Origin of the sequence: Streptomyces katrae (assembly GCF_000966975.1) — a bacterium.
In the GTDB taxonomy this organism is placed as follows: Bacteria; Actinomycetota; Actinomycetes; order Streptomycetales; family Streptomycetaceae; genus Streptomyces; species Streptomyces katrae.
This window is the reverse complement of sequence record NZ_JZWV01000525.1, coordinates 1-1,438: the sequence shown is the minus strand read 5'-3', so window position 1 is coordinate 1,438 and position 1,438 is coordinate 1. Positions and strand designations below refer to the sequence as shown.

Genomic DNA, 1,438 nt, shown 5'->3' with positions numbered 1-1,438 from the left:
AGCAGGGCCGTCCGGGCGTGCTCGGGCGGCAGCGAGTTGAACCGCGCCAGCCCGGTGCCCGGGGCGGAGACCGGGCCGCGGACCTGTGCCGGAAGGGGGCTGGACAGCGGAGTTCTCCTCGGGGCGCGGCGCGGGTGTACCGCCACGCTAGCGATCTCGGAGAGGCGGTGGCGTATGCATAAGGGGATTTCACCCGGAAGTGAGCCGAAAGGATGACACCCGGGCCGGATTGAACCGGCCGAAGAGAGGGGAGGGCGACCGAGGCCGCCACCCCCCACAGGAGAGGCCCCGGCCGCCATCCGTCACGGGCTCGTGCGACAAGCCCGTATCTGTGTCAGCGTCCGGAGTGCGTTTTCTGTCACACCTCGCTCCGCGCAGGTTTGGTTGCTGGTTGTACAACGCGTGGACGAGAGGTGCGTGAAAGCCGTAACGTGCGGATTTGCGCCACACGTACAGGACGTCGAACGGGTTGGGGACTTTGCTGGGGGACGACGCGGAGCTGACCGCCGCGGTGCTCGCGGCACAGGACGGCGACGAGAGCGCGTTCCGGACTGTGTACCGCGCCGTGCACCCGCGCCTGCTCGGATACGTACGGACGCTCGTCGGCGACGGCGACGCCGAGGACGTGACCTCCGAGGCCTGGCTGCAGATCGCCCGCGACCTCGCCTCCTTCACCGGGGACGCCGACCGCTTCCGCGGCTGGGCGGCCCGCATCGCCCGCAACCGGGCCCTCGACCACATCCGCATGCGCAGCCGCCGGCCCGCGCATGCGCGGCCGCCGGCCCGCCGTCGGCGGTGACGAGACCGAGCTGACGGGCCGGGCCGCGGACTCCGACACCTACGGCGAGGCCATGGAGGCCCTGTCCACGGGCCGCACCATGGCGCTGATCGCCCAGCTCCCCCAGGACCAGGCCGAGGCCGTCGTCCTGCGGGTGGTCGTCGGCCTCGACGCCAAGAGCGCGGCCGAGACCCTGGGCAAGCGCCCCGGCGCGGTCCGCACGGCCGCCCACCGGGGGCTGAAGAAGCTCGCCGAGCTCCTGAACGCCGACTCCGGACCCACGGGCGGGGCCGACGCGCGGACGAGGGTCGGCCATAATGCCGGAGACCCGGCGCGGGACCGGGACCTCGACGCCGTACCGGCGCAGCGGGCACGGGCGAAGGACCTCGTCGAACAAACCGGTGTGACGCATTCACGTTGGCGGACGCAGAAGGACATGTGATGGCCGACGAGCACAAGGCGTGGCTGGACGGAGCCACGGCGGAAGAGCTGCTGCGCGGACGGGCCGCCGGTCCGGCCGGACCCGGAGCCGACCCCCGCGCCCGGGCCGAAGCCGCCAGGCTGCGCGCCGCCCTCGACGCCCTGACCCCGCCCTCCGCGGACCGCGAGCTGCCCGGCGAGGCCGCGGCCCTCGCCGCGTTCCGCGCGGCGCACGCGACC

General features: G+C 73.7%; 2 pseudogenes. Both read left to right on the top strand.

The features are described 5' to 3' along the window. Positions 1 to 478 precede the first annotated feature (478 nt). A pseudogene (locus tag VR44_RS19125) lies at positions 479 to 1,220 on the top strand (RNA polymerase sigma factor). Beyond that, positions 1,220 to 1,438 (top strand): annotated as a pseudogene (locus VR44_RS45115) (hypothetical protein); the annotation flags it as partial. The pseudogenes VR44_RS19125 and VR44_RS45115, both read left to right, overlap by 1 nt.